Annotated in this window: 21 protein-coding genes; 3 read left to right on the top strand and 18 right to left on the bottom strand. The window is 58.6% G+C overall.

Annotated features, from left to right (window positions below):
* Nucleotides 1-63: 63 nt before the first annotated feature.
* From HMPREF0573_RS04500 to HMPREF0573_RS04475, 6 genes are all read right to left on the bottom strand, one after another.
* Nucleotides 64-1719, bottom strand: coding sequence for an ABC transporter substrate-binding protein (locus tag HMPREF0573_RS04500; protein WP_004011261.1), 1656 nt, complete (start codon nt 1717-1719; stop codon nt 64-66).
* A 516-nt stretch (nt 1720-2235) separates the two neighbouring features.
* Entirely contained in the window at nt 2236-3189 is a 954-nt protein-coding gene (locus HMPREF0573_RS04495) for a flagellin N-terminal helical domain-containing protein (RefSeq protein ID WP_013189023.1), read from the bottom strand.
* Between the two features lie 237 nt (nt 3190-3426).
* Nucleotides 3427-4638, bottom strand: a complete 1212-nt coding sequence (locus tag HMPREF0573_RS04490) for a flagellin N-terminal helical domain-containing protein (protein ID WP_236589712.1) — start codon at nt 4636-4638, stop codon at nt 3427-3429.
* A 243-nt stretch (nt 4639-4881) separates the two neighbouring features.
* A complete protein-coding gene (locus HMPREF0573_RS04485) occupies nt 4882-5298 on the bottom strand; it encodes a hypothetical protein (protein ID WP_004007529.1) in 417 nt (138 codons plus the stop codon).
* Complete coding sequence (locus tag HMPREF0573_RS09810; protein WP_036324903.1) at nt 5295-5480, bottom strand: hypothetical protein; 186 nt, start codon at nt 5478-5480, stop codon at nt 5295-5297. Before HMPREF0573_RS09810 ends, HMPREF0573_RS04485 begins: the two co-directional genes overlap by 4 nt.
* Before the next feature lie 735 nt (nt 5481-6215).
* Entirely contained in the window at nt 6216-6737 is a 522-nt protein-coding gene (locus HMPREF0573_RS04475; RefSeq protein WP_236589714.1) for a CDGSH iron-sulfur domain-containing protein, read from the bottom strand.
* 768 nt (nt 6738-7505) lie between these two features.
* On the opposite strand from HMPREF0573_RS04475, the gene HMPREF0573_RS04470 reads away from it, so the two are divergent.
* The gene (locus HMPREF0573_RS04470; protein WP_013189020.1) at nt 7506-8411 is read left to right on the top strand and encodes a flagellin family protein; all 906 of its coding nucleotides are present in this window, start codon (nt 7506-7508) and stop codon (nt 8409-8411) included.
* A 48-nt stretch (nt 8412-8459) separates the two neighbouring features.
* Here the strand turns inward: HMPREF0573_RS04470 and HMPREF0573_RS04465 are convergent, their stop codons facing one another.
* A complete protein-coding gene (locus HMPREF0573_RS04465) occupies nt 8460-8903 on the bottom strand; it encodes a sterol carrier family protein (protein ID WP_041797962.1) in 444 nt (147 codons plus the stop codon).
* A 135-nt stretch (nt 8904-9038) separates the two neighbouring features.
* Here HMPREF0573_RS04465 and HMPREF0573_RS04460 point away from each other — a divergent pair, with 135 nt between their 5' ends.
* On the top strand, nt 9039-9824 hold the full coding sequence (locus tag HMPREF0573_RS04460) for a hypothetical protein (protein ID WP_013189018.1): 786 nt from the start codon (nt 9039-9041) through the stop codon (nt 9822-9824).
* A 201-nt stretch (nt 9825-10025) separates the two neighbouring features.
* On the opposite strand, the gene galK is transcribed toward HMPREF0573_RS04460, so the two are convergent.
* Complete coding sequence (gene galK, locus HMPREF0573_RS04455; RefSeq protein WP_041797960.1) at nt 10026-11426, bottom strand: galactokinase; 1401 nt, start codon at nt 11424-11426, stop codon at nt 10026-10028.
* Nucleotides 11427-11524: 98 nt separating this feature from the next.
* A complete protein-coding gene (gene galT / locus HMPREF0573_RS04450; protein ID WP_041797958.1) occupies nt 11525-12784 on the bottom strand; it encodes a galactose-1-phosphate uridylyltransferase in 1260 nt (419 codons plus the stop codon).
* 204 nt (nt 12785-12988) lie between these two features.
* Here galT and HMPREF0573_RS04445 point away from each other — a divergent pair, with 204 nt between their 5' ends.
* Nucleotides 12989-15100, top strand: coding sequence for a hypothetical protein (locus HMPREF0573_RS04445; RefSeq protein WP_013189015.1), 2112 nt, complete (start codon nt 12989-12991; stop codon nt 15098-15100).
* Between the two features lie 167 nt (nt 15101-15267).
* Here the strand turns inward: HMPREF0573_RS04445 and gdhA are convergent, their stop codons facing one another.
* The 9 genes from gdhA to HMPREF0573_RS04395 all read right to left on the bottom strand — a co-directional run bounded on the left by gdhA (nt 15268) and on the right by HMPREF0573_RS04395 (nt 23701).
* Nucleotides 15268-16608 carry an NADP-specific glutamate dehydrogenase gene (gene gdhA, locus HMPREF0573_RS04440; protein ID WP_004007539.1) on the bottom strand — a complete coding sequence of 447 codons (1341 nt, stop codon included), beginning with the start codon at nt 16606-16608 and terminating at the stop codon, nt 15268-15270.
* Between the two features lie 276 nt (nt 16609-16884).
* Complete coding sequence (locus HMPREF0573_RS04430; RefSeq protein WP_004007541.1) at nt 16885-17487, bottom strand: redoxin domain-containing protein; 603 nt, start codon at nt 17485-17487, stop codon at nt 16885-16887.
* 111 nt (nt 17488-17598) lie between these two features.
* Entirely contained in the window at nt 17599-19929 is a 2331-nt protein-coding gene (purL, locus tag HMPREF0573_RS04425; protein ID WP_004011275.1) for a phosphoribosylformylglycinamidine synthase subunit PurL, read from the bottom strand.
* A 68-nt stretch (nt 19930-19997) separates the two neighbouring features.
* A complete protein-coding gene (purQ, locus tag HMPREF0573_RS04420) occupies nt 19998-20702 on the bottom strand; it encodes a phosphoribosylformylglycinamidine synthase subunit PurQ (protein WP_013189013.1) in 705 nt (234 codons plus the stop codon).
* Nucleotides 20699-20959: a phosphoribosylformylglycinamidine synthase subunit PurS gene (purS, locus tag HMPREF0573_RS04415; RefSeq protein ID WP_004007544.1), complete on the bottom strand. Its 261-nt coding sequence runs from the start codon at nt 20957-20959 to the stop codon at nt 20699-20701. Before purS ends, purQ begins: the two co-directional genes overlap by 4 nt.
* A 57-nt stretch (nt 20960-21016) precedes the next feature.
* Entirely contained in the window at nt 21017-22000 is a 984-nt protein-coding gene (locus tag HMPREF0573_RS04410) for a phosphoribosylaminoimidazolesuccinocarboxamide synthase (protein WP_004007545.1), read from the bottom strand.
* 370 nt (nt 22001-22370) lie between these two features.
* Nucleotides 22371-22859 carry a hypothetical protein gene (locus tag HMPREF0573_RS04405; RefSeq protein ID WP_004007546.1) on the bottom strand — a complete coding sequence of 163 codons (489 nt, stop codon included), beginning with the start codon at nt 22857-22859 and terminating at the stop codon, nt 22371-22373.
* Nucleotides 22856-23215 carry a response regulator gene (locus HMPREF0573_RS04400; RefSeq protein ID WP_004007547.1) on the bottom strand — a complete coding sequence of 120 codons (360 nt, stop codon included), beginning with the start codon at nt 23213-23215 and terminating at the stop codon, nt 22856-22858. Before HMPREF0573_RS04400 ends, HMPREF0573_RS04405 begins: the two co-directional genes overlap by 4 nt.
* A gap of 21 nt (nt 23216-23236) precedes the next feature.
* The gene (locus HMPREF0573_RS04395) at nt 23237-23701 is read right to left on the bottom strand and encodes a chemotaxis protein CheX (RefSeq protein ID WP_004007548.1); all 465 of its coding nucleotides are present in this window, start codon (nt 23699-23701) and stop codon (nt 23237-23239) included.
* Between the last annotated feature and the right edge of the window lie 17 nt (nt 23702-23718).

Raw genomic sequence — 23718 nt, 5'->3', positions numbered from 1 at the left:
TTTAGTTTATCCCCTGACCTAAGATTATGCCACTTGTTTAGCTCGTTTCGAGAGCGCCTCAGCTTAGTTCGCGCTGACTTTCCAATACTGCACGCTCCCCCGCCAATTCGGCACTACATCCGCAATCTTCGCGGACCACCCAATCAGGGATTTCGCGTGCCACAGCGGCAATACCGGCAAGTCACGCAGCAGTATTTCCTCGGCACGCTGGTACTCACGGTTAGCTGCCGCGTCATCGCTCACCCCGCGTGCCTGATTCAAAACTGCGTCGAAATCCGGGGCGGAATACCCGATATTGTTGGCATACCCGTCGGTGGCGAAGCACGGCTGCAGGTAGGAATGCATCCCCGGATAGGGCGACTGCCAATCCACCAGGAAAGCTGCATCTATATCGTGGCGGGTCACTGCCAAATCTATGGCTCGCTGATCGAGGTAGGACTCGCCCGCGGTGCGAATCCCCAACGTCTCGCCGATAGAGCTCAAAGCGGCATCAATCCAGGTATTCAATCCGTTATCGGGACGAGCGATGGTAAAGGTGTCCCCGTCGGTCCAGGGTGAAATTTGGTTGGCGCGCTCCCACAAGCTCCGGGCAGTGTCTGGCTGATAGGTCAGCACTTCGTTGCCCGGCAGCTTCGTGGTGTGACCCGCAATTGTGGGGGTCACGAAATCGGTGGCAACTTCCCTGGTGCCGTTAAAGAACCGTTTCACGATGTCGTCGCGGTTGATGGCTTGGGATATGGCAGCGCGACGCAGCCTGCCTTCCTCGGTGCCCAGTGCGAAGTGCCCGCTAGAGGGGATTGCCAGGAACTTCACGTGCGCCGAGGACACGGCGAGGGTACGTTTCCCGAGCTGTTCGGTGAAGCTGTCTTTCGCCCGGTCTGGCAGGGTTTCATCAATGTCTAAAGCGCCACGGGTCAGGTCTTCGTAGGCTTGGTCCGGGTCATGATAGAACTTGAAAGTCAGTCCGGCATTCTGGGCTTGGCGGGGTCCGTGATAGCGGGTGTTGGGCACCAGGGTTAGCTGAATGCCGTGTTCCCAAGCGCCCTCCCGCGCCAGCATGTATGGTCCGTAGCCATAGGGGTTTTCGCCAAAGCCCGAGGTTACGTTACCCGCCGAGTCGAATGCGGAATCGGGCAGTGGCACAAATGCCGGGTCGGTCAACCGCATCGGAAAATCGCAGGTCGGCTGGGTCAGATAGACCTTAAAGTGGGTGTCGCTCAGGCGCTGCAGGCCGGTCAAGTTTTGGTTTGCGGTGTCAGAAAAGCCTTCGATGGGCGCAAACAGCCCCGCTTTCAGACGCCGGTTGGAGGCTTTGGCGGCATCGTTCCAGGCCTGGATGAAGTTGTCAGATTTCAGCTTGGTGCCGTCGGAGAATACTTCGCCGGAGCGGATTTGAATGTCGTATTCGGTACAGTCCGGGTTGGGCACCACCGCGGTAGCCAGTTCGTTTGCAATGGTTCCGTCCGGGTTCAGGTAGGACAGTCCGGAAAATAGCAGGGGGGTAAAGGTAGCTCCGGAGGAATACGAGGAATCTGCGGGAATCAGGGATCGCTCCGGTTCGATGGCTGCCACGTTGATTAAGGTGTCGGTGGGTGTCCCTGGTTTCAACAGGGTGTTGGTCGAGGTCGCGGGGCTGGAACACGCTGCCAGTCCGGTGGCAACAATGACCACCAGTGCCGCCAGTGCGCCCCTCGCGGTCAGTGTTTGCTTGATTTGCACCGGGCCTCCCTGAGCGGTTTCGTTACGTACGTTTTTATCTTACCGATTTGCCCGGTCGGCGCGGGGGTGCGATATGCGCCCGGGCTGGACCGGTGTGGCACGAACGACCGATTTCACTGCGCCCAGAGCCAAATCCCCCCGGAGCAAATCGCACCTACCTGCGGTTTTATTCAACCAGAAGGCACCAATAACCCAGATTCCGGGTTGAAATCGGTCACTCGCGCAACTGCCCCGAAATTCCGGGGATAACCGGGAATGAAACCTATTTAAACGCTCGGTGTTCCATATATGGCACACCGAGCCGAATTAATAGGATTAACGAGTCCCATTCCAGAAAGGTCGCGCGGCGGTGCGACAAAGGGGGGCAGGCTGCGGGATGGGGGGTGGCGGGGCAAGGCATGGTAACCCTTAGGGATAGGCGTGGGTTAGCGGGGGATTAAACGGGGGGGACCCCCGCGAGAGCGGGGGTCCCGATAAGCTAGAGCCGGGCTACAGCCAGCCCGTCTGTCAGTCCGCTTAGCGGAGCAGGGACAGCACGGTCTGGGGAACCTGGTTGGCTTGCGCCAGCATGGAAGTACCAGCTTGCTGCAGAATCTGACCGCGAGTGAACTGCATCATCTCGGAAGCCATATCCGTGTCACGGATACGAGCCTCAGAAGCAGACAGGTTCTCGACAGCCACATTCAGGTTGTTGATGGTGTGCTCGAAACGGTTCTGGACCGAGCCGAAGTCAGAACGCAGCTTGGACACGGCGTGAATGGCAGTATCAATCTTGCCAATCTCTGCCATATAACCCTTGTGGTCTTTGATGGCGATATCAGCCTCTGTGCCCTTAACCGAGTACTTGGTATCGAGAGACTTCAAGGTAGTGGTAACCAAGTCCTCCAACTGAACAGAAATGTCGTCAACCTGAGCATCACCGTTAGCACCGACCTGGAAGGCCAATACACCTTTAGACTTACCCCACCATTCGGCTTGATCTTTACCTGCTGTTTCTGCAATCGCAAAGTCTGAACCAGTTACCACTGTGTCCTTGTCAACCTTTGCGCCATTCCACAGCAGCTTGCGACCATCAAAGTTCGTGGAAGCTCCCACACGAACCAGCTCCATCTTAAGCTGACCCATTTCCTGCTCGATGAAAGCACGAGCCTTAGAATCGTTAGTATCGTTAGCGCCCTTCACAGCCAGCTCACGCATACGCTGCAGCATGTCATGAACCTCATTCAGGGCACCCTCAGCGGTCTGGACCACGGAGATACCATCCTGAGCGTTCTTAACAGCCTGCTTGTTACCACGAACCTGGGAGCGCAAGCCCTCAGAAATCGCCAAGCCGGACGAGTCATCGGCAGCCCGGTTAATCCGGAAACCAGACGACAACTTTTCCAGGGACTTGCCCAGATTGGACTGGGTCAAGGACAAGTTACGGTAGCTGTTCATAGCCATGATGTTCTGATTAATAGACAAAGCCATTTTTAAAATCCTCCTGATTAGACCAGTCGGCAATTTACCGTCCTGGTAGCCTTGCGTCAGACTTCCTGTCCGACAAACCAGTCAATCGGATAGCAGACAAGAAACTTTAGGAAAAATGTTCCCGAGATTTAATTTTACGGCATTTTCCAGCCCACGCCAGGAAAATTCCCTATCCACCAGCACCCTGCATCGACCGGCAGGGGACAAATCTGGGTGCGGAAACACCCGGATTTCGGGCTACGCCACGCTCAGCAGCCGCAGGATCCCGCGGGGTGCCGACAGCGCCTGAGATAACACCGCGCGGGAAGACTGGTTCAAAATCAGCCCCCGCATGTAGTTCATTGACTCCGCTGCCATGTCTACATCCTGCATCCGGCTCTGGGCAGCGCAGAGGTTCTCTACCGAGACATTCAAGTGATTAATCGTGTGGGCAAAGCGATTTTGCACCGCGCCGAGCGCGGCACGCGCCCCGGAGATGACCTGAATCTGATCATCAATGTTTTCGAGGGAACGCTGGAATGCGGCGTGGTCAGCATCCTGGGGAATGTGACCAATCTGATTTTTGGCAATATCAGTCACATCCACAAAGGTAATCGCGATGACCTCCATATCGGAGGCATTCGCCCCCACCTGGAAACGCAACGCATCGGCTGGCTCCACATATTTCCCGCCCAGAATCCGACGTCCCATCGCTTCGGTGGCCTGACCAATCCGCCCGATTTCCACGCGGATAGCGTCCATCTCGGCACCAATCTGGACCCTGGCACGCAGTGAATACGTATCGTTGGCGCCTTTCACTGCCAGCTGACGCATCCGCTGGAGCATATCGTGGACAGCATCCAACACGCCGTCTGCCGTCTGAGTCAGGGAAATTCCATCTTGCGCGTTCTTAATCGCCTGGCGGTTACCCAACACTTGCGTCCTCAACCCCTGCACCAACGCCAGACCGGAAGAATCATCGGCAGCCGAGTTAATGCGTTTACCCGAGGACAGACGCTGCAGGGACTGGTGCAAGAGCTGCACCGCGCTGGCGTTATGCCGGTAAGCATTCAAAGCCATAATGTTGGTGGTGATGCTGCGCGGAGCGCCTCCACGTGCCTCACGGGACCGCGGCGCACCCCCCAACGGGGTCAACACCGCGTAGCGTGAAAAAGCCCCGGATTTTACAGCAGCGAGACGGGTCCCCGGCTCGTCAGAACGCGCAGCCCCGGAATCGGGAACAGCATCGGCGGCAGGGTCCCCCGCATCCTCGGCAGCATCCCCCGCCCCAGAAGTCTTGCGCAGCGACCGGGACGTCTCAGCACAGCGCGTGGTGCCAAACGAGGGCATCTCGGTGTCATCATCCGAGAAAGGCTCGGTACAGTCATCGGAGCCGGGCGCAGAAAAACCCGCCGCGGACATGCCTGACGACACGGCGACGGAGTATCCATCCACAATTAACGTGGTCATCGCTCCCACCATCCTTGGGGTCAGTTCAGAGGGGTCAGACACGGGGTGTCAACCCATCACCGAGGAACATTCCTTGCCCTCGCGCAGGACAGATTTCGGTTTGCCCGAAATTGCACCATAAATTTAGTGTAAAGCGCGGCGGGCGAAATGTGAACAGTCCCATTTCAATTGTGCAAATGACAGGACAAATGCCGTCCGCCCGGGGAATGCACCCAAAAGGCCTATTGAACAGGAGAACACGCCTTAGGCATGGGCAAGTTGGGACACGCGCTGAGGGCTGACCCCCATCAAAGTGGCTATGTCGCGCACGCCGAGGTTGGCCTTTTTCAGTTTTGCGACCGCGGAACGCGAAGCGGCGGCAACTTTCGCCTCGGCATCGCGGGCTTGCGCGGCAGCCTCTTTATATTTTTCAACTTCGCTAATGTATTCAGCCATGTCGACAACGATGTGGACATCGAAAGTGTCTTCCGGGCGGCCGGTCATCAGGGCTGAAGCGTCCTTGACCATGTCCACCAGCTGATCCAGGCGCTTCGCCTGTGTGCCGTATTCCTTGCCATCGCAAGTGAAGTCGGCCACCCACCAGCCGTTTTCACGGATAGCATGGGCGGTGACGTTGGTCATCTTCTGGGTTTTCGAGGTTTTTGGGGTTTTTGCGGTCATCGGCTTGCCCTCCTGATAATGCCCTTAGCAAGGTGTTCCTGGATTTCGCGGTGGCGCGGGATTGGCTCGGACCATTGCCCTATGCGGACTTTGGTGTGGTTGCCGCCTTCTTCGAGTTCCAGCGATTCGCCTTTGCGGCTTGCGATATCGGCAAGGCGTTTCAGCAAGTCGCGGCGTTTCATGGATTAATACTAGGGTACTTGAACGATTAATTCAAGGGTTATTTACTCATAGCATCTGATTGCCACCTGAGGCCAATATACACAAGGGAAAAGGACAAATCACCCCCGCCGAGACCAAGCAGCCCCAACGTAAGAAATCTGCAAGTGCCGCGACTAAGTGCGCAAATTCGTCGAAAAACCGGTGCCATATCGCTAGCAAAGTCGCGCGCTACCCATGCCGGCAAACAAGGGACACCCCGCACTACAGACGGGTTCGCAGCGCCGTCCAACAAGCGCGTTAGTAAAACGGAAACAATGGACTTGAGCATTTGCTCCGAAAGAATAGATACAAAGATATCATCCATACCTCTTGCCGTGTGGGGGGATGGAAAAGTTTGCTGGGGCATGCGCTCGAACCCAGAACAATCGCAGTGAACACAGTGAAATCTGGGTGCATCGGACATGAGATAGATTGCAAAGAGAAATACTCCCCAAGGAAGCACAGAAACATCAGTTGAGTTAATCATGTGTTTCTGTTGTGTGCGGGAACCTAAAAACCAGCACCAACCCGAGAACGCAACCAAGGGGAGAACGACGCAGGGCGAGTGTAATCCAAAGCTTGCTCCAGCCGGCGAACCAGGGACGTTCACCAGCCGTGATGTCGGGCTCTGTCTGTTCGCCGCGGTCGACCTATCAGCAGGCCCGACAACAAGCAGTACGTTTCAGACCCGCCAACCCACGATTCACCCGCTCGCGTCAGCCGTTGATATGCCCGTCATCGAAGCCGATATTCACGTGGCTAGCATCACAAAACGGGGTGTTCTTGGTGTCCGCACACCGGCAGAGCACATAGCGATTTTGCACCGGGTAGGTTTCACCGTTCGCGTCCGTCAGCGGAATCCCGCCCTGAACATAGATTCCGGCAGAACACTCATTTTGGGGGTCTTGGGCGACGACCACCAACGGCTCCAAATCCGGTTCCTGCACGGCACCCTGCGGGTCCAGGCGCGTCAAACGGTCCGCCGGGCATTCGTCAATGACCTTGGTGGCCGCCGCCACCTCGGCCGGAGTTTGCGCCGTGGCGACCTGCGTCCACGCATCCCCGGCGGGTCCGTGACAAAACCGGGCGTAAGCGCAGCGCCCATCGTCGCCCATCCGCAACTGGGGGCCTTCCACAATGTCGATACGTTCGGTATAAGGCTGGTGATTGGCCGTTTCCGTACCCGCAAAGTCCACCTGATGATGCGAACCGTCACAAAACGGCTTGTCATGCGACAATCCGCAGCGGCACAGGGCGTAAGTTTCGCTCTGGGGCAGGGCGCGACCCGGATCCTAGGTGTAGCCCGACCCATCGGGATGAATCCGCGCTTCTCGCAGCGGTACCCCGCCGGTCACCAGGTAGGGCCCGCCCGCGCTGACTTTGATTCCCATTCCCTTTGCTGACTGAGACATCGCAAACTCCTCGCTAAAACTTGACCATGAAAAGGTCAATAAAGTTTATAGAATCTGTACAGAACTGTACTCGCAATAACCGCCTCGCGCGCGAGATACGGGATTTTCCCGGGGTGCCCCACGACGGGAACGGTTCGACCGTTTTCGGGGGTCACAAGGCCGGGGCACGAGCTGTTTGCCGGCATGGCTCTCGGGGGGACGATTTTTGCCGGCACAAGGCCGGGGGTCACGAGGTCCGACCCCACGCGTTTTCGCGCACCCCCCGCGGGCGGCAACAAGGCGAACCGCGAACGAAACGGAACCGGGGCCAAACAGCGTGCCCCCGCCTGAAAAAAGACTGAATTAAACCCGAGCTCCCCCGGATTTTGCCGCAATTGCGTCCCTTACCAGGCGGTAATCTTTAGTCTTATAAAACCGCATCGGTCGAGGTCAAGGCGACACGCCGAGATTAATTGTCCTGACAATTACCTGAAATAGGGATTTCCTGCAGAAATGCCCCGTATTATTTCTAAAGCGGCAGCACAGACTGCCGAATATGTCAGGTGTAAGTCGACGAGGCTGACACAGCTGAATAAATCGATAATGGAGACATAGATGCAGTTGAATGGTTTGGGCAATTACCAGGCGAACGCCTTAGGCGCGCCGTGGAACAATGCCACGACCTCCAAAGAGCTCGCCACCGCGAACCACGGACCCTCCGGGCTGAGCGCCGGTTTGAACGCCCTGCGCGGAGCGTCCCGGACCGCCCCGGTCGCGCCCGCAACCACCCCGGCAGGGAGCCATCATGCCACGGTGGACGGTTTCGGCGACGAAGTCCGCGTCTCTCCCACTTCCAGCACTCGCGCGGAAGTCTCAATCGAAAACTATAAATCCCAAACTGCCCAAGCTGCCGTCACCACTGCCAACGTGGTCAACGATTCCCTGGGAAAGACCGACCAAGTCCTGACCGGCATGAAAGCCATCGTCTCGGAGCTGTCCAATCAATCCCTGACTCGCACCCGGCGCGCCGAACTGACCGAAGCTTTCGGGCTGCTGGCAAAGCGACTGGATAGCCTGGTCGACCACGAATCTTTCGCGGGACACAAGACCCTGGACGGTCGATTCCGCGCCACTTTCACCGTCGGCGATTCCGCCCGCGTCACCGTCGATGCCACCCTGCCCAACGGCAAAAGCTTTAACACCGAAGGCTTGGGACTCCAAGGCTTCGCCGACCTGTTGGCAACATCGCACCGCAACGCCACCCCGGCAGTCGTGCAGAGCCTCAACATTGCCCAGGGTGCCGTCGCCCAGGTCCGCACCGGTTTGAGCGAAGCGACCGCCTCGACGGTAAACGCGATGTCTGCCAGCTCCAAACTGTTGAGCGCCGCTATCGGAGGCACCCCTGCCCTGGCTCAAGGTTTGGTCGCAAACACGATGTCGCAGCTGTCACAATCCGGCTCTGCCGCCTTTACCGCCCAAGCAAACACGGCGATTTCTTCCGCCCTGCGGTTGCTGTCCTAACGGACGCACCCCTCGGCACCCGCCGAGTCTCCCGTCTCCCGCGGAGATTCAGATTTGCAGCGGTAACAACGCCCCCAAATCCGCACGATTCCCCGAAGCTGCCACGAGTCCTCGTGAAACGGCTGTCGACCAGGTCAGACCCCCGACTGTCAACGCCAACCACACTTCCGGAGACATCTCAATCACCGCCGGCGGCGTTCCGCGCCGATGCGTCGTCCCCGGCAAAATCTGGACCGCTCCAAAAGGCGGCACCCGCACCTCCACTGCCTGACCCGGCGCTGTGGCTTCCAACCGCTGCAGGGTGAAACGCACCGCGGTCGCCACCGTGTCACGCGGGATTTCCCTGGTAAAATCCGGCAAATGTCCTGTCAATTCAGTGAACGAGACGGGCGCCGGAGAATCCCCCACTCCACCGCCATGAGCTGGGCAGACAGCGGAAACACAAGCAGAAACGGCAGCGCGACCGGCTGCGGAAGAAATCTTTTTTGCCACGACAATAAACTCCCTATTCCCAGGTTGCTTTCAGGATGCTATCATTGATTAAACAGCTTGGTGACCGGGAGAGTCACCATCCATACACTTTAGTCCCAGGATTACCGGAACGATGAGACGCTAAGGAAGGCCATCATGGTAGTGCAACTGACCACCAACACCAACGTCAGCCTGCAGGCAATGCAACCGGCAGCTGCGATTGCCCCCGCTCGGAGCACCGATGCTCTGCAACGCGCGGCGGCACCCAACCACGCGGATTCCTTGGATTTGCGGGCAAACCCCCTGGCAGCGAAAGTCGGTCAAACTCACCAGACCCTCGCCGCTGCCCAACGCGGAGTGGAAGTCTTACGTGTCGCCAACGAACACCTGGATGCCGCCGCGAAACACCTGGAATGGATACACAGCGTCGTCGAAGCGGGCAAATCCGACCCCTCCGCCCGTTTGGCTCTGGCTGACGGACTCTCCCGCCTGGATCAAACCCTGCACGCAGCTCGCTATCAAGACCAGGCTGTCCTGGACGGCACCGACTTTTCCATCGCTCCCGGCGCACACGGCGCAGGTGTCACCGTGGCAATCGGCTCTGCAGATTTGCAGGATATGGCGTCCCTGTTGGCTACCGGGGGACGTGGCATCGCCGCTATTAATTTGGATGACAAAGCCACCTCGATGAAATCCGTGGACCACGCCGATTTGCTGCTGTCTCACGCCAAGATTCAAATCGCGGCACAGACTTTCGCGCTGGGCGGACTGTTCAACTCCCTGACCGGCAATCTCGACGAACTGGGCGGTCCGGCTCTAACCCCCGACCGGGCTGGCGCTGCCACACAGGACGCCCAGTCCACTATTGCCGCTGCCCCCGCAGCTGCGATTGCAGCGCATCGGGTCAGCACGACTGCCGCACAAAACCTGCTGCTGAGCTAATAAAACACTACAGACATCTGGGACCGGTCTCTGGTGAGACCGGTCCCATGCTATTTGATGTTTTGGCACCTCGCACGGCACGATTCACCGCCGACCCCAGCTGGTGCCATTCCGTGCCCGCGACGAACCGGGCTGGTGACACACCAAGCTGGTGACACACCTACCTCGTGACGAACCGACCTGGTGAGGACCGGCAGCGAACTAAACCTGACCGGCAGCAGCGGAAGGTTCCCCGACCAAGAACGCGGGGCGTTCCCAACCGGCTTGGAGGAACGCGGCAGTCACGTCTCGCGCAACCCGATCCACGTCATCCAGGTGAACCAGTGCGATAGCACAACCGCCGAAACCTCCGCCCGTCATGCGCGCCCCCAACGCCCCGGCATCCCGCGCCGCCTGAACTGCCAAATCCAACTCCGGGCAGCTGACCTCATAATCGACACGCAGAGACTCGTGAGATTCGTTCATCAGCTGACCCAACTTGTGCCAATCCACCGTGGGACGCATCAGCTCGTAAGCAAAGTTGCGGGTCCGCACGATTTCCGTGAGCACATGGCGCGCCCGACGGAACACTTCTGCCGCCGATTCGCCCTCGCCCAGACGCTCGGAGAGCCTCGATAAAATCGTGGCAATATCAGGGTTTTGCAGCGGACGGTCAAAGTCAGAGGGCTGCAGCACCCCCGCCAGCTCGCCCAGGAACTCCACCCCCATCGCCGCCGCCGCAATCTCGCAGGTCTGACGGCGCGCCGCGTATTGACCATCTGCCAAGTCATGACGCGCCCGCGTATCAATGACCAACAGTTCCATCCCCGCTGGTGCCAGCGCAAACGGGAAATCGATAGTCTCAAACGTCCGGCAGTCCAACAGAAACACTTTATCCGGGTGGCTCAGCAACGCTGCCGCCTGATCCAGCCCCCCCGTAGGCGCTCCAACATAAAAGTTTTCTGCCCGCCGGCCCGCGTCAACCAGCTGGTGACGACCGGGAATCGACCCCGCCAGGCCAAACCCGCACAGCGCATCCACCCCGACCGCCACGGCACATTCCAGCGCCGCCGACGAGGACAGCCCCGACCCCAGCGGCACGCAGGAATCCACCGCAATATCAAAGCCGGTCGCCGCCCCCGGCTGCTCCAACACGTCCTCCAGGCTCAAAATCGTGCCCCCCACGTAAGCCGCCGGTCCGCGCACCAATCGCGAACCGTCCTCGGGAATCGCATCAGTCAGACCACGGGAAAACTCGTCCAAATCCAGTTCCAGAGCCGCACTGCCGGGGGCGAACTGGGCGGAAATCAGGCGCAACCGGCGATCCGAGCGCGGACGCATCGCGGCGTAAGTCGCGTGCGGCAGAGCCAGTGGCAGCGCGACCCCGCCGTTGTAATCCGTGTGTTCCCCGATGACATTGACCCGTCCGGGAGCGCGAAACACGCCCGCCGGCGCCGTCCCAAACGTGCGCTGGAACAGCTCGGTGACGCGGGCAGCCCCCTGTTGGGTCGGGTAGGGGTTCATGAATAGTGGCTGCGCCGAGTCTGAGCCAGCCGGGGGATTGACCGGAGTGGCAGGGGCGGCAGGGGTTTGGGCTGGATTAGCGGGGGTGGAATCGCTCATGTTTTGCCTCGTTTCGTGGTGTAGATTATCGGATTTGGTTCAGAAGGGCGGTTGACTTGGTTTACCCATTTAGGGGGTAGGCGGTGGGGCGGTGGCGCCTAGCGGAAAGTCGTGGGATAGTCCAGACCCGCAAAAGCGTCCAGTTCCACACACTCGCGCGCCGCCTGGCGGGCGCGAGTAGCGATTTTTTCCGGAGTCGTGTCGGAAATCCAGGCACCCATGCCAGATTCGGAACCCGCCAGGTATTTCAACTTGCCCGGTGCGCGCAAGAAAGAGAAAAACTCGCAGTGCAAACCCAGCTGGTCGCGGCCGTCCGCGGGCGACACCGGCGCTTGGTGCCACGCCGAAATATAGTTGACGGGCAAATATGCCCCCGGCTGCGCATCCTCGCCACGCGCCGGTTCCCGATGAAAATGGTTCGCCACAATCATCATCTTTAGGTAAATATCTGCCAACGCTTCGCGCTGCGCCGCGTCCAAAGCCGCGAAATCCGGCACGATACGCCGCGGCACCAGGTGAAACTCGATAGGCCACCGTGCCGCAACCGGGACATAGAGTACCCAATGCGCATTTTCTGCCACCACACGCGTGCCTGCCTGGAGTTCCGCGTCCCGCACGGAGGCGATGAGGTTCACCTCCGGGTCACCGGTTTTCTGCCCCAGCGCCCGTGCCTGGCGCAGCATCGCCGCGGTTTTCGGAGTCAGGTAAGGGTAAGCATAAATCTGACCGTGAGGATGCGACAGGGTGACCCCGATGTCCTCGCCGTGATTTTCAAATACGAAAACCTGTTTTATTTGGGGTAACGCCGACAGCGCGGCGGTGCGATCCGCCCAGGCTGCAATGACGGTTTGCATCCGCTGCGGTCCCATCGAAACCAGGTTCGTGTGCAAGTCCGGACCGAAACACACGACTTCGCAACGCCCGTTCGCGGGGCGTTCACAAAACAGGTCCTGACCATCCGGGTGAGTCTCGGCGTTACTTACACCGGGGACTTCCAGCAGGGACGGGAAACGGTTTTCAAAAACCACCACGTCATAATCAGTGTCTGGGATCTCCCCGTCCTGATAGGTCGCGCCGGGACGCGCCGGACCCAGCGGATTAGCATCCGCGGGCGGCAGGAAAGTGCGGTTCATACGATGCGCCGCCATCGGAATCCAATCCCCCGTCAACGGGTCCCGACGCATAATCGGACCCGATGTACCTCTTGCATCCCCCGATTCAAACCGAGGAGGCAACGGGCGCGGATCGTCGCAACGACGAGTCGCCCGCCCCGAAACATAAGGCTCAGAATCATCAAAATAGAACAAATCGCGGCCATCAGCCAGTTTTATCGCAGTTTTACGTACCAGGTGTTCCATCACGTACCCCTTTCCGGGGTTAATTCTAAGCAAAACCTGCGCCCAAAGTGGAGGTATATGTGCCAACTGTGCGCAACTCTGACAATCCGGGAAAGCACCCCGTGTCGATGCGACGGGCGAACCGCGAAGATGCCCCCACACAGAGGGGCGAAACGGCGGGGCAAGCCGGAGAACCGCGGGGCGGGGGTCGACTAAACTGGTTGCATGGATAACATCTATGCTCACGGAATCGCGCGCGTAGCCAGCGCGACTTTTACCATCCAGCTGGGAGACCCCCACGCTAATGCCCGCCAAATCGTCGAACTGGCACGGGCTGCCGCTGCCCAACACGCCGCCCTGGTGGTGTTTCCCCAGGACTGCCTGACCGGCGTGACGCTCGGAGATTGGGGTGCCAACACCGCGGTCGCCAACGCCACCGTGTCAGCACTGCATTGGATTGCGACCCAGACCGCGGACCTGTCCATCGTGACCATAGTCGGGGCGCGGCTCGGCGGGGTGTCGCGCGCCGTGTCCATCTGGGGCGGAGACGTCCACGACGACATGGAACAGAGCTGGGGATTTTCTGCCACGAACCTGCCGGGGCTGCATATTGTGCCCGTAGTCGGCTCGTTGAATCGACTGGCTAACTACGACGCCCCCACTCCGACGAGCTTTTATACCCGCAACTCTTTCGGCGCTGCCATGTCCGGGAATTCCCTGCCCACCGCCACGGTCATCGCCCACCTGGCGGCACCAGCGCACACGGTCGGCTCCATCCGGCACCTGCACCGCGCGGCCCGGACCCTGTCTCGGGACCTGCACCTGGCAGTCGTACAAACCATCGGTTCCCACGGCGAGTCATCCACCGACGGGACCTACAGCGCCAGCGGATACATTGCCGCTGATGGTCAGGTCCTGGCTGCCGAAACGCACCTGAGCCAAGCCGGTTTGACCCTGGCAGACATCGTGCTGCCGGAACTGGCGCGGGCAGTGCGCTACACCGGTCCGAGCTATACCGAGCTGACCGGATACGGAAGCTTCGAGGTAGCTCTGGATTTGAACACCGAGATTCCCCTGCTGCAGCCCCCCGCGCAGCGTCCCCTAGTGCCTGTGTCTGACCGGCGCTACCGGGCTGACCTGCGGGAAGCCTTTGATATACAGCGCGATGCCCTGGTGCGACGCTTGCAGGCGCTGGGGAATGCGAACATTATTTTGGGGATTTCCGGCGGTTTGGACTCCACGCTGGCACTGTTGGTCGCTACTGCCGCCCGCGACAGCGCTTTAGCGCATGAGTCGGGGCGGCAAACGGCGGAGCCGAACCGCAAAAGCAACGATTTGCTTTCGCCGGCGGAGCACCTTGAAAATACCCGCGACAGCGCTGGTTGCAAGCCGGAAATTCTCACCTTTAGCCTGCCCGGCTTTGCCACTTCGGCACACACCAAGAGCAACGCTCAAAAACTTGCCGCCGCAGTGGGGGTGAACTGCGAACTTATCGACATCCGCCCGGCTGCCACCGAGATGCTAAAGACGATGGGGCATCCTGCCGGACACGGCGAACCCATCTATGACGTTACTTTTGAAAACGTACAGGCAGGGCTACGCAGCGACTACCTGTTCCGCCTGGCTAACCAGCGACACGGATTCGTGCTGGGAACCGGGGATTTGTCCGAAAGCGCGCTGGGGTGGACGACTTACGGGGTCGGGGATCACATGAGCCACTATTCCGTGAACTGTGGGGTACCCAAGTCGATGATGCCTGATTTGATTCGCGAAGCCGCCACGGTGCTGATTGAACGCAATCTCATCTCCGACCCCGCGGCACTGCGGGACACGGTGGAATCCATCATCGCCACCGATGTCACCCCGGAGCTGATTCCTGACCATGACAGCGATGGTCAGACGCAACACCAGACGACCGAGGGGTCAATCGGACCGTACCTGTTGCATGATTTCTTTCTGTACCACACGCTGCGCGGGGCCGGACCGGACCTGGTCGGGTTCCTGGCGCTGGCAGCATTTACCAAACCCGAGGAATGCGCCGACCCGGGTGCTGCACACGCCGCGGGTACGGATGATACCTGCCCGGATTCCATCGGCAGCTCTCCGTGCTGTTCCCATGGCAGCGGGCAAAACGAGGATCGCTACTTTACCCGCGAGGAAGTGCTGAAATGGCTGGAAGTGTTTTATCGCCGTTTCCTGACCCAGCAGTACAAACGCTCTACCTCGGTCGATGGACCGGTCATCTGGGAGGGCATGACGCTGTCGCCCCGCGCCGGGTTCAATTTCCCCTCGGATTTATCCCCCGCAGCCACTTTGGCGCAACTGCAAAACCTGTAATTTGCACCAGCACCCCGGAAATACGTGCACGAACGACCGATTTCAAACCAGAGTCAGGGCTTTCACCCCTTATCAATTTCCTAAACTACCAGGTTATAGCGATTTGGATATTGAAAGTTTGACTCCAGCCAAAGTGAAATCGGTCGTTCGTGTCAGCTAGGCAAAAATCAGATGACGCCGTGAGCCAGCATGGCATCAGCGACCCGGCGGAAACCGGTAATGTTCGCGCCATAAACATAGTCGCCAGGCTTGCCGTATTCCTCAGCAGTCGCCAAGCAGTCGTTGTGAATCTCTCGCATCATGGCTTCCAAACGTTCCTCGGCATATTCAAATGACCAGCGGGAACGCGAAGCGTTCTGTTCCATCTCAAAGGCGGAAGTCCCCACCCCACCGGCGTTAGCAGCCTTGCCCGGCGCGTAGGAAACGTCGGGAGCGGACTGGAACACTTCAATAGCCTGCGGGGTCGAAGGCATATTTGCCCCCTCTGCCACATACTTGCAGCCGTTCTTAACCAGGGTTCGCGCGTCATTTTCGTCAATCTCGTTCTGAGTAGCGGCAGGCAGTGCTACGTCCACCGGGACAGCCCAGACTCGACCGGAATCGTGGAACTCCGCGCTGGGACGCTGCGCCGCATAGTCAGAAACCCGACCGCGGCGATGTTCCTTAATCTCTTTGAGCAAGTCCAGGTCGATGCCTTCCTTGTCATACACCCAGCCGTCAGAGTCCGAACAGGTCACCGGCTTGGCACCGAGCTGCTGGGCTTTCTCGATGGCGTAAATCGCCACGTTACCCGAACCGGAGACAGCGCAGGTCAAACCTTCCAGAGACTCTCCGCGATCTTCTGCCATGAACCGGGCGAACATGACCTGTCCATAACCGGTCGCTTCGGTACGAACCAGCGAACCGCCCCAGCCCAGACCTTTCCCGGTCAACACGCCAGCTTCGTGCACGCCGGTCAGGCGCTTGTACTGACCGAACAGGTAGCCAATCTCGCGACCACCCACACCGATGTCACCAGCGGGAACGTCGGTCTTGTCGCCAATGTGACGGTACAGCTCGGTCATGAAGGACTGGCAGAACAGCATGACCTCGTTATCCGACTTGCCGTGCGGGTCAAAGTCAGAGCCGCCCTTGCCGCCACCGATGCCCTGGTTCGTCAAGGCGTTCTTAAAGATTTGCTCGAACCCCAGGAACTTGATGATGTTGCGGTTCACCGACTTGTGGAAACGCAAGCCGCCCTTGTAGGGACCCAGCGCGCTGTTGAACTCCACGCGGTAGCCCCGGTTGACCTGGACATCACCATTATCATCGACCCAGGGAACGCGGAAAATAATCTGGCGTTCCGGCTCGGTCAAACGCTCCAGCAGCCCGTAGTCGGCGTATTCCGGATGCCGTTCGATAATCGGATCCAGCGAGATGAGCACCTCAGTCAAAGCTTGGAGAAACTCCGGTTCGCCGGGGTTACGGTGAGCAGTTTCTTGTAATACTTTTTCTAGTTTAGGATGCACGAGTTTACGCTCCTTTGTTTAATTGATTTTGTCGCGCCAAATATACCACCTGTCTCATTTCGCAAAAGAATCGTTCCGCATCTTGGACGTGTCTCGTAGCGTTTGGGGAGGGTCGCGGCGCCCCCTGGTGCACACCCCGAATCCCCACCAACACGGACAAAACTCGGCAACCACCCACACCGCCCTGGTGCGCCCGATCCAAACGCACACAACGCCCATCTAAAAAAGCGACCGGGAAACCCATGGGGTTCCCCGGTCGTGAAGATGAAAACCAAATCAGATTGACAGCGACACCATGTTCGTAGCCGCTTTGAACACATCGAGAGTCGGTTCGCCCGGATGCCACCCGCACGAAGTCAAACCGCCGGATTGCAAAGCGTTGAGCTGGCGCACCAGCTCCTCGGCGTTACGCCCGACCGAGCCATCGTCAACCGAGACAAAACGCACCCGGTTATCGGGGTCGACCAAGAACGACGCACGATCACACACACCATCGCGGTTCAACACCCCGACCGCTTTCAAGAAGTCATGAGTCAGGTCGCTCGCCAAGGGGAACGGGACGTTTTTCAGCAGCTCGTCCCTGGAGCGCCAAGCCAGGTGGACGTACTCGGAATCAGTGTTCACCGCCACCACGTCACAGTGGCGTTCCTGCAAATCCTCATACACTCCGGCGATTCCGGCTAACTCGGTGGGGCACACAAAAGTGAAGTCCTTGGGCCACATGATAAACAGTCGCCACTGCCCCTCCGGCACGTCAGCGGAGCGCACCCTGGTAAAGTAGTCTTCTTCCTTGTTAACGGGCAGCTCAGAGAGCACCCCGCCGACTACTGCCTGAAAGTCGTACTCCGGGAACTCGTCGCCAATTGTCAAAATCGCCATAGCTTATATCTCCTCTGGACTGATAGTCAGCGCTAACCACTGACGTGGTAATTCTATGCGAAAGCCGCAAAATATGCAGGTTTATGCGGTTTCGCTACCTCTACGCGAGGGTTATTCGAACAAATCGGGCAAGACCTGGGTGCTGGCGTGAACCAAGTCTTTCACCGCGAAGCTCACTTCACCCTGCGAGAAAGTAATCGACAGGTCATGCCCGCCACTTTCGCCAATCCGCCACACACCGATGCCCGCCGCTGCTGCGTTGCGACACACCTCGTCAACCTGGCTCGTGCGAACACAAACCACGGCTCGTGCCTGCGTCTCACTGAACAGCAGCGCCGTCGCGCCCAGCCCCGTTTCGGCCTCAAGCTGACGCAAGTCCAGGCGCGCCCCGATTTCAAAACGGCACGCCATATCTACCACGGCCTGTGCCAAACCGCCGTTAGACAGGTCATGCGCTCCGAGGTGAGCCTCGCTGGTCGCGCCAGCAATCAGCACTTCACCCAGCGCCTGTTCCGCGGCAAAATCCACCACCGGCGGTTGCCCGCCGAAGTGCCCGTGGAATCGCGCCCACGCCGACCCGTCCAGCTCCGCGGCAGTTTTGGCGCCGAGCAGCAAAAGCTGTTGCCCTTGCCCCACAAAACCGGCAGGCGCCACCCGCGTCACCGAATCCATCAGCCCCAGCATACCCACCACCGGGGTCGGGTTGATAGAAGAATCCGGCTGACCCATCGTGTCCCCGGACGAGTTATACAGCGAAACGTTACCGCCGGTCACGGGCACTTTCAGCGTGGCGCAGCCGTCTGCCAAACCCGTCATCGCCGTCACCAGCTGCCACATGGCGTCCGAATCCTCCGGGTTGCCGAAGTTCAGGCAGTCGGTAATCGCCATCGGGCGCGCCCCGACCACGCACACATTGCGGTAAGCCTCCGCCAGCGCCTGCTGCGCCCCAGCATAAGGATTCAACTTGGTGTACCACCCGTTCGCATCCGTAGCCAGCGCCACCCCGCGCCCAGTCTCTTCGACCACGCGAACGACCCCGGCATCATCCGGCTGAGACAGAGCGGTGTTGCCGCGCACGAACCGGTCGTATTGGTCCGTCACCCAATTCTTTGCTGCCTCGTTCGGGCTGGTCACACACACGTCAAGGATTTCTTGGCGCAGTTTCTCCGGGTCGGTGTCCCCCGGCATCGCCAACTCGTCGCGCGCCATCGCTTCCAACACCGTGTTCGCGTTCAGCGCGTCTTGCCAAGACGGTTTCGCATAAGGGCGGTCGTAGACGGGAGAATCAATGGCAACCGTTTTCGGGTCCACGTCCACAATGCGCTGACCGTGGTGATCCACCGTCAAACGCCCGTCCCCGGTGACCTCGCCAATCACAGCATATTCCACATCCCACCTGCGGACAATGTCCACAAACTCGCTGAGGTGCGATTCTGAAACAATCGCCATCATGCGCTCTTGAGACTCGCTCATGAGGATTTCCCCAGCGGTCAAGGTCGGGTCACGCAACAGGACTTTCTCTAGGTCCACGTGCATACCCGAGTCTCCGTTTGCTGCCAGCTCGGACGTGGCGCAGGAAATCCCCGCCGCTCCGAGGTCTTGAATCGCCTCTACCACGCCGGCTTTAAACAGCTGTAAACAGCATTCAATCAAGACTTTTTCCATGAACGGGTCGCCGACCTGGACGCTGGGACGCTTTGCGGGCATCCCGTCCTCGAACGACTCGGACGCGAGGATGGATGCCCCGCCGATACCGTCACCGCCGGTGCGTGCCCCGAACAGCACCACGTGGTTACCCACCCCGGTCGCGTTCGCCAAGTGAATGTCCCCATGCCGCAGCACCCCCAAGCACAAGGCGTTGACCAGCGGGTTTCCTTGATAGCTGGGGTCAAACTCAGTCTCGCCGCCGATATTGGGCAGCCCCAGGCAATTTCCGTAGCCACCCACGCCAGCAACCACGCCATGCACCACGCGAGCCGTATCGGGGTGGTCCACCGCGCCGAAACGCAGCTGGTCCATGACCGCAACCGGGCACGCCCCCATCGCCATGATGTCGCGCACGATGCCACCTACCCCGGTGGCAGCGCCCTGATACGGTTCGACAAAAGACGGATGGTTGTGCGACTCGACTTTAAACGTCACCGCGTAGCCGTCCCCGATGTCGACCACCCCGGCGTTTTGCCCCATACCCACCAGCAGATTTTTCTTCATTTCCGGAGTGGTTTTCGCGCCGAATTGTTCCTTCAAATGCTTCTTTGAGGATTTATACGAGCAGTGCTCGGACCACATGACGGAATACATCGCCAGCTCCGCCGCGGTAGGGCGGCGTCCCAGAATCTCTTTGATGTGGGCATATTCATCATCTTTCAGCCCCAATGCCCGGTAATCTTGCGGCTCATCGGGGGTCTGTGCAGCATTTTCAACGGTGTCATAAGTCGTCATGAATGGTTCCTTCAGTAGTTTTGGGTGGGCGGTACGGTCAGTCGCGGTTCTTCAACCTGGGCTTTCGTTTAGACCAGCACCGCGTTAATCGCGGAAGTAAAGAACTTAAGACCGTCAGTTCCGGCGCGGTTGTGCGAGCCGGGAGTGGGACCGAAACCCGGCTCCACAGCGTGCTCCGGGTGGGGCATCAAGCCGACCACGTTCCCTTTTGCATTGGTAATCCCGGCGATGTCGTTTAGCGAACCGTTGGGGTTACCCAGCGGACCGGCATAGCGGAACACGACCTGACCTTCGCCCTCGAGGCGTTCCACGGTGTGCGGGTCAGCCCGGAAATTGCCCTCCCCGTTTTTCAGCGGAATGAGGATTTCTTCGCCCTCGATAAATTCGCTGGTCCATGCTGTGTGATTGTTTTCGACCCGCAACACCTGGTCGCGGCAAATGAACTTTTTATGCTCGTTACGCATCAGGGCGCCATCCAGCAAATGCGCCTCAGTCAACACCTGGAACCCGTTACAAATCCCCAGTACTGGCATACCCCGACCAGCAGCCTCGACGATAGACTCCATCACCGGAGCGAAACGGGCAATCGCGCCACAGCGCAAATAGTCCCCGTACGAAAACCCGCCTGCCAAGACGATGGCGTCAACCTCGTGCAAGTCTGCATCCTGGTGCCACAGCTGCACCGGCGTGGCGCCTGCCAACCGCACCGCCCGGCGCGCGTCTTGGTCATCGAGGGTCCCCGGAAACGTCACGACCCCAACTTTTGCACTCATGCTTGGTCCTCCGTGACGGCTTTGACAGCCACAACGTCCTCGATAATCGGGTTGGACAGCAGGGTCTGTGCCGCCTGACGTGCCGCCTCAAGGTCCGCTTCGGTGACATCACCAGCGGTGTCCAAGGTGAAGCGTTTGCCCTGACGCACGTCCACAAAGTTTTCGATTCCCAGGCGAGCTAACGAGCCTTTAATGGCTTTGCCCTGCGGGTCGAGAATCTCTGGTTTCACCATAACCTCAACAACGATTTTTCCCATTTTTGTTCCTTTTCCGTGGATAGGGGCTTTCCGGGGTTCCGGCAAGCGTTTCAAAGTTTAGATGAGAGGTTGACCGGTCAGAATCCGGTACGCCTCGAGGTAGCGTTCGGTGGTGCGCTGGACCACCTCGGGTGGCAAAGCTGGCGGTTTGGCACTGCCGTGACGATCCCAACCCGACTGGGGGCTTGTCAACCAGTCTCGCACGTACTGCTTATCGAAACTGGGGGTGACCTGCCCCTCCACCCAAGCGTCGGCGGGCCAGAAGCGCGAGGAATCCGGGGTGATGACTTCGTCTCCCAGCACAAAAGAGGCAGATCCGTCGCTGACGGTGTCGCCGTGAACGTAATGTCCCGGCAACGCGCCGAATTCAAACTTGGTGTCAGCCAGGATGATCCCGCGTTCCGCCGCGATCTCGGCAGCTTTGCGATACACCAGCAACGTCAAATCCATGAGGTTTTTTGCCACCGCCCGTCCGTGCAGTTGGGCGATGCGGGCAGCGGACACATTTTCATCATGTTCGCCCAGTTCAGCCTTAATTGCGGGGGTGAAAATCGGCTCGGACAGTTTCGAGGCTTCCCGCAGCCCCGGCGGCAGGGCAATGCCGCACACCCCACCAGATTGCTTGTATTCCACTAATCCTGAACCGGTCAGATATCCACGAGCCACGCACTCGACCGGATACATCTCCAGTCGCCGGGTAATCATCGCTCGTCCCGCTACCTCTGCCGGCACGTCAACGCCCAAATAGTGCGTGTCCACCAAGCCGTTTAGCTGGTTAAACCACCAGCGAGACAGTTGGGTCAACACCGCTCCCTTGCCGGGAATGGGGGTATCGAGGATAAAGTCATAAGCTGAAATCCGGTCGGTCGCCACTAACATCAAACGATCCGCGGTAGCGATTCCGGCAGCGTCTTCGGGAATAAAGATTTCCCGGACTTTGCCTGCTGCCGCCTTTTTCCACCCTGGAATGTCTGGAATCTCAGTCACCGGGTGCTCGAGAACGTCGCTGGGAACATAATCTGGAGCTACAAGTTCAGCCATGCGTTCATTCTTTCACACAAGCGCCAACGCCCTCAAACCACCCTGCAAGGGTTCGGATAGCTCGATTCTGCCGCGAGCGCAGACAGCGAGTCGGTAAACGCCGGCAAAATCCGGGGATAACTGGTCGGAAGTACCGGAGGATACGTGCTGGGGTGTGAATATAAGGTGGGATTTGGGCAGTAGCTGCCATTATTGGCAGCTACTGCCCTATATTCACCCTATAATCCACGCACACCCTGAACCCGGAATAAAACTTATTAATGTCTTGGCGCAACTAGGGCATTGCAGGTTAAAACGTTTTTCCCCCGGCACGCAGCCGGGGGAAAAACGTAAAAAGAATCAGCTGGGCTAAACCCCCAGCGGGAAATCGCTAGTTAAAGCACATGACGCCGAAGCGACCCTTGCCGTAACCTTCGATGTCGAGGACAGAATCGCGACGCTCCACATACGAGGTAACCATCTTGTACTCGTTACCGGGCAGTTCCTCGCCGGGAGTGTACATCAAACCGATGGTGACGTGAGGGGCATCGTCCTTGTTCAACAGACCCGAGAAAATGTTGAGGATTTCGTAGACATTCTCAATGTAGCTGTCCGACAAGGTGCCGTTGTTGATTTCGTCTTGTGCCCCCGCAGCGGGAATCAGCTGCAGGGCAGCACCGGCATAGGCACACAAATCCAGGTCCATAATGCAGGCGGCACAGACGTTATTCATCGCATCGTTAAAGAACGCCACGCAGCAGCCGAATTCCTCATCCGGCTTGAGAATTTCGTAGTCCGGCGAAACCTCAACGCTGCGTCCTAACAGCATTTCAAACAGGTCGCGAATCTCTTTCGCGGTAGGCAAAGGGGTGGCACTCATCGGTTGAACGCTCCTAAAATTGACTTGAAGGTGGCGGCATCAAAAGGCTTTTGAATCAGGAAGTTCGCACCCGCCTGTTGTGCGATTTCCCGCATCTGAGGGGAACCCTCGGAAGTCACAAACCCGACCGGAATCTTTGACCCCGTCGCCCGCAGCTGCTGCAGCATCTCAATACCCAGCATATTTGGCATATTCCAGTCAGACAGCACCAAGTCAGGGGATTCTGACAGCGCCAACTGCAAAGCCTGAGCGCCGTCCTCGGCCTCCATGACTTCCCAGTCGAATCCCGCCTGGCGCAGGGTACGCACCACGATTTGTCGCATCACTCGCGAATCGTCGGCAACAATAATACGCATCGATTACCTCCGTGTTCACCCTTAAGCCGCGTCTCGCGGGGTATTAAGGTCACTTATCGAGACTACCAGGAATTTGCCTTTCCAGTTGAGGTTTACGCTAACTAAAGGTGAATCCTGGTCAGTCGGTTTTTCTTTTTCAACTTTGGGAAGAACCAGGTTTCCGGAATCTTCCACGATTGATTTCATATTTCCGCCAATCACATTGACGATTTCTCCAAAAGCGTCCCGCTGGTCCTCTTCGGTCACTTCATCAGTTTCGCCCAGGAGGTACATGGCTCTGGTCAGGTCCTTGGCTGTGGAGTCTTCCATCGCTAGCATGACACGCAGCTGCTTATCCCCTTGAGATTCTATCCAAGCATAAATCGGATCCTGAAAAGGCTCGATTTCTTCGGTCCATTCCCTCACAGTGCCTTCGCGTTTATCAATCAGGGCATAGAAAACGTCGTTCGCAATGTTCAACACCGCCTCGCGAATTTCCTGGTCCATTTTGCTCTCCTCGTGTT

Source organism: Mobiluncus curtisii ATCC 43063 (assembly GCF_000196535.1).
Taxonomy (GTDB): Bacteria; Actinomycetota; Actinomycetes; order Actinomycetales; family Actinomycetaceae; genus Mobiluncus; species Mobiluncus curtisii.
The sequence above is the reverse complement of the archived record's forward strand: the minus strand, read 5'-3'. Positions and strand labels throughout refer to the sequence as shown.